Here is a 5,177-nt window from a genome sequence, read left to right as displayed (position 1 = left end):
TTTACTTCAGAACAACAGATATAACAGGAGAAGTACACTTACCAGAAGGAGTAGAAATGGTAATGCCTGGAGATAATATATCAGTATCAGTAGAATTAATACACCCAATAGCAATTGAACAAGGATTAAGATTCTCAATAAGAGAAGGTGGAAGAACAGTTGCATCAGGAGTAGTTGCAGATATTAACGAATAATAAATATTAACTGTAAATAAACAAATTGAGGAGGATTTATTTTGGAAACTAAATTAAAAAGAATTTATCTTCAATCTTATGATAACAAACTACTAGATCAAACTTCATTACAAATAGTAGAAGTAGTTAAAAAGGCTGGGGCAAAAATAGCAGGTCCTATGCCTTTACCTACTAAAACTAAAAAGTATACAGTTTTAAGATCAGTACATGTTAATAAAGATTCAAGAGAACAATTTGAAATGAGAATACACAGAAGATTCATTGAAATTAAAGAATCAAATAATGATATTTTAAAGGCATTAAGCTCACTTAGCTTACCTGCTGGTGTTTCAATTGAAATAAAGCAATAGTGCTTTGATACAAGTTGGTATATGAGAGACTATATCAACCAATATATTAAGGAGGATATTAAAAATGATATTAGGTAAAAAAATCGGAATGACACAAATTTTTGAAAATGAAAAATTAATACCAGTTACTGTTATTGAAGCTGGACCAAATTTTGTTGTTCAAACTAAAACAGAAGATAAAGAAGGATATACTTCAGTAACATTAGCTTATGATGAAAAAAGAGAAAAATTAGTAAATAAACCAGAAATGGGTGTTTTCAAAAAAGCCGGAATCACAGCTAAAAAATTCTTAAAAGAGTTCAGATTAGATTCAGTTGAAGGATTTACTTTAGGACAAGAATTAAAAGTTGATGTATTAGAAGGAATTGAATTTGTTGATATTCAAGGAATCTCAAAAGGTAAAGGGACTGCAGGTGTTATGAAGAGACATAACTTCGGTGGAAACAGAGCAACTCACGGGGTTTCAAGAAACCATAGACTTGGAGGGTCAAATGCAGGAGGAGCTGCATCAAACTCAAATGTACCAAAAGGTAAGAAAATGGCTGGAAGATTAGGAAATGAAAATGTAACAGTTCAAAATCTTAAAGTTGTTAAGTTTGATGTAGAAAATAACTTATTATTAGTTAAAGGTGCAGTACCAGGTCCTAAAAATGGTTATTTAGTTATCAAAAAATCAGTGAAGAAATACTAATATAGAGAGAGGAGGCAAAAATGTCAGATTTTAATTTAAAAGTATATAATTTAAATGGTGAAGAAAAAGGTCAAGTTAAAGTTAACGAAATCTTTGGATTAGAACCTAATAAATATGTTATGCATGAAGTTTTAACTGCTGAACTTGCAGCAAGTAGAGCAGGAACTGCATCAACAAAGAGTAGAGGAGAAGTTTCTGGAGGAGGAAGAAAACCTTTCAGACAAAAAGGAACAGGTCGTGCTAGACAAGGATCAACTAGAGCACCTCACATGGTAGGTGGAGGAGTTGTTCATGGACCTAAACCAAGAAATTATGATAAGAAAGTAAATAAAAAAGTTAGAAAACTAGCTTTAAGATCAGCTTTAGCTGCAAGAATTCAAAATGGAGATGTAGTAGTTTTAGATGACTTTACATTAGAAGTACCTAAAACAAAAACATTTGTTTCATTTACAGAAAAAGTTAATATTTTAAATGATAAAAAATTATTCGTAGTTAATGATTATTTAGAAGAAGCAGATTGGAACTTATACTTATCAGTTAGAAATATTGAAAAAACTGAAATATTAGATCCAAGAGAGTTATCAGTATATGCTTTATTAAAATACAATAAAGTTGTAATAACTAAAGAAGCTCTTGCCACTATCGAGGAGGTGCTTGGATAATGACAATATTTGACATAATCAAAAAACCAGTATTAAATACAGAAAAATCAAGAATTTTATTAGATTCTAATGAATATGTATTTATAGTTGATAGAAAAGCAAATAAATTACAAATAAAAGAAGCAGTAGAAAAATTATTTGATGTAAAAGTTAAATCAGTTAATACATTAAATATGAAGCCTACAACAGCTAGATCTAGAATGACTGTTTACAAAACACCGGCTTATAAAAAAGCAATTGTTAAATTAGTAGATGGTGAAACTATAAAAGCTTACGAAATATAAAAATAATATGTTAGAACGAAGGAAAAGGGAATATAGATTCCCTTTTCTGCTATATATAAAAAGGGTTCTTAATAGAACCCATATTTTATTTGATTGTAAATTGAATAAACATTGGATCGTGATCACTAAATGATCCTTGTGATAATGTAAATTCTGAATTTCTTCTTATAACATCTACATTTACTTTTCCTTTATATTTTTTATTTATTAAAATATTATCTAAAGTTTGAGCATTTCCTTGATATATATAAGTAGATCTTTCACTTTTAGGAAGTTCTGAAATAGTATCTATTAATATATCTTTAGACATTAATTTTATAGTATTTGAAAATTCAAAGTCATTCATATCTCCAAGTGATATTATAGTTGCGTTTGGATCATTTTTTAATATTTCTTTAGCAAATTCATTTATTCTTACAGCTTCAGGATTTCTTATTTCTTCAGATGCACGAACTACAGGTTGGTTACTTCCGTATATTTTATGATCAGCTCTCTTAGATTTTAAATGGTTTGCTATAACAAATATATTTTTTCCTTGAAATTCAAATTGAGCTATTACAGGTTTTCTTACATCTTTCCATACAGGATCATTATTACCTATTCTACCTGGATTATAACTCATATATGTTTTTCCATTTTCTTTCATTATTTGTGTATCTATTTTTGAATCACCTTGATTAAATTTAACAGGATTTAATCTATCTTTTCTATAAAGTATTACATTACGTATATGCATATCAACCCATCCACCATCTTTACCGTGTTCTGGAGCAACAGTCATTATACCATATTCTAAACCTGTTTGTTTTTTTATTTCATTTACAATAGCATTAACATTTTCAGTAGCTTCAACTAAAGTAGTAGCTTTATGACCATCATCATCTCCTACCTCTATTAGTCCTAGTATATCAGGAGTTTGTAATTCTTCTTTAACTTGTCTTGCAAGTTCAATTACTCTATCTGGAGCATCTACATGAGAAAAGTTTTCTATATTATATGAAACTACATTTAATTTTTTACTGTCATATTTAAATTTATTTTTTTCAGGAGCAGTTTTACTATCTTGTATTCCTGGAAAATCATTTATAGGTAAAATTCTATATTCAGCATTATCATAATACAAGACACCAACTATATCCCCTTTAAAAGTATCTCCAGGATTAGGAGTAATTCCATCTATAAATTTAGAATTTTTAGTTAATTTCCAAGGAGTTGTAGTGATAGTTATTCTTTGTGTTTGTTCATATTTATAGTTGTTATAAACCACACCACCATTTTTACTTCTAGTTTCTGCATATTTTCCTAAGTTAGGAACTACCCAAATATCACCATATTTTTCTTTAAAACCTGTTATTAGTGGTTTTGGTATGCGAACTACCATACCTTCTAAAGATTCATAATAATCCATTGCATTTGTTTTAGTATTTAAATTATTGAAATCACCGTTATGAACAGTTCTAGGCGTATCTTTACCTGAAATAACAATAGGTTTTATACTGTAAGTGTTATTTAAATCTAGTAATTCAATTTTACTTGCATCTATAGCAGTATTAGTTAGTTGACTTTTATCAATTCTACTCATATATGTTTCTTTGACTACACCATCAATTTTAACTAATTCACCAACTTTTACATCTGCTTTTATCTTATTTTCAATATATATACCTTCTGAAGTTTTAGAATTTTTATCAGATTTTATAGATTGAATAAAGAACCCTTTACCATCTTTAACTAAAGTTACAACACCTATAACATCTTTTACTTCCTTATTTTCCATTTTAGAAGTTATAGATGTTCCTTGAATTTCAGAAATTGTTTCAGCGTTTGAAATAAAGCCAAAATTTACAATAATAGTTAATAATAATAATTTTTTCATTTTATACCTCCTACATATTTCTTAATAATAGTATATAGTTATAATTAAAAAAAAACAAGTTATAAAATAAATTGTTTTAGTATTTTGAAAAATGGTATATAATAAGATATAGGAGGTAATGTGAATAAGGAAGAATTTTTAAAACAATTTATAGATAAAGATTTAGCAAGTAGGGTATATAATACACTTAATATATGTTTAGAATACGGTGTAGTAGCTAATACTGAAATATTTTTAACACCTAATATATGGAAGAAAATAAGTAGTGAATATTTTGGAATTAAAGTAGAAATGAGAGGATATGATAGAAAACAAATTTGTTTTTATCCTAAAGACTCTAACCCTGTATTTGAATATGATATTTTAAAAATAAAAGTGGATAATAAGTTTAAAGAATATACTCATAAGGATTTTTTGGGTTCAATAATGTCATTGAATATTAAAAGGGAATTTATAGGGGATATTTTTATAGAAGAAGGAATAGCATTTGTATTTGTATCGAGTAGTATAAGTGAATATATAGAGAATAATTTATTAGAGATAGGTAAAAATAAATGTATAATAAATAAAGTTGAAGAAAGGTCATTTGAGTATAAATTTTCAAGTTTTAATGTAACTATAGCATCTAATAGATTAGATGTATTAGTTTCAGAAATTACAAATCTTAGTAGATCTAAAAGTGTGGAATATATTGAAAGTGGTTTAGTTCAAATAGATTATGATGTATGCAAAAATAAGAATGAAAAAATTGAAAGTGGTATGATAATTACTATAAGAAAATATGGAAAGTTTATACTTCAAACAGAAATAGGTGAAAGTAAAAAAGGTAAGAAAAAATGGGAAGTTAAAAAATATATTTAATTTATAAGATACAAAATGTAAAGTTGAAGATAGAGATTAAATATGATAATATTTAATCGAAAGGAGATAATAAAATGAAAAAAATAATATTAATTGGATTATTATTTTCTATAATTTCATGTAGTAATATAGACTCATATTTAAAAGATAAAAATTATATTACTTTTAATGATAATGTGAAATATAAGGTTATAGAAAATAAAAGTGAAAAAGAGAAAATAATAGAAAAAAAGAGGGAATCTCAAGAAAAACAAACTAT

Annotated in this window: 8 protein-coding genes; 7 read left to right on the top strand and 1 reads right to left on the bottom strand. The window is 26.8% G+C overall.

Annotated elements, in window-relative coordinates; all coding sequences use genetic code 11:
- The 5 genes from ACWYO2_RS04795 to rplW all read left to right on the top strand — a co-directional run.
- On the top strand, positions 1-194 hold a 194-nt coding region (locus ACWYO2_RS04795; protein ID WP_455515355.1), incomplete at its 5' end, for an EF-Tu C-terminal domain-related protein.
- Positions 195-235: 41 nt separating this feature from the next.
- Positions 236-544 (top strand): 30S ribosomal protein S10, encoded by a 309-nt coding sequence (gene rpsJ / locus ACWYO2_RS04790; protein ID WP_455515354.1) that lies wholly within the window; start codon positions 236-238, stop codon positions 542-544.
- Positions 545-608: 64 nt separating this feature from the next.
- The gene (gene rplC, locus ACWYO2_RS04785) at positions 609-1,235 is read left to right on the top strand and encodes a 50S ribosomal protein L3 (protein ID WP_455515353.1); all 627 of its coding nucleotides are present in this window, start codon (positions 609-611) and stop codon (positions 1,233-1,235) included.
- 20 nt (positions 1,236-1,255) lie between these two features.
- Positions 1,256-1,897, top strand: a complete 642-nt coding sequence (rplD, locus tag ACWYO2_RS04780) for a 50S ribosomal protein L4 (protein ID WP_455515352.1) — start codon at positions 1,256-1,258, stop codon at positions 1,895-1,897.
- On the top strand, positions 1,897-2,181 hold the full coding sequence (rplW, locus tag ACWYO2_RS04775) for a 50S ribosomal protein L23 (RefSeq protein WP_455515351.1): 285 nt from the start codon (positions 1,897-1,899) through the stop codon (positions 2,179-2,181). Before rplD ends, rplW begins: the two co-directional genes overlap by 1 nt.
- Positions 2,182-2,266: 85 nt before the next feature.
- Here the strand turns inward: rplW and ACWYO2_RS04770 are convergent, their stop codons facing one another.
- Positions 2,267-4,057: an endonuclease/exonuclease/phosphatase family protein gene (locus tag ACWYO2_RS04770; RefSeq protein WP_455515350.1), complete on the bottom strand. Its 1,791-nt coding sequence runs from the start codon at positions 4,055-4,057 to the stop codon at positions 2,267-2,269.
- Between the two features lie 120 nt (positions 4,058-4,177).
- Here ACWYO2_RS04770 and ACWYO2_RS04765 point away from each other — a divergent pair, with 120 nt between their 5' ends.
- Positions 4,178-4,918, top strand: a complete 741-nt coding sequence (locus ACWYO2_RS04765; RefSeq protein WP_455515349.1) for a YlmH/Sll1252 family protein — start codon at positions 4,178-4,180, stop codon at positions 4,916-4,918.
- A gap of 74 nt (positions 4,919-4,992) precedes the next feature.
- Positions 4,993-5,177: hypothetical protein (locus tag ACWYO2_RS04760; protein ID WP_455515348.1), on the top strand; the 185-nt coding region annotated here is incomplete at its 3' end.

This window comes from Pseudostreptobacillus sp., assembly GCF_977040545.1.
The sequence above is the reverse complement of the archived record's forward strand: the minus strand, read 5'-3'. Positions and strand labels throughout refer to the sequence as shown.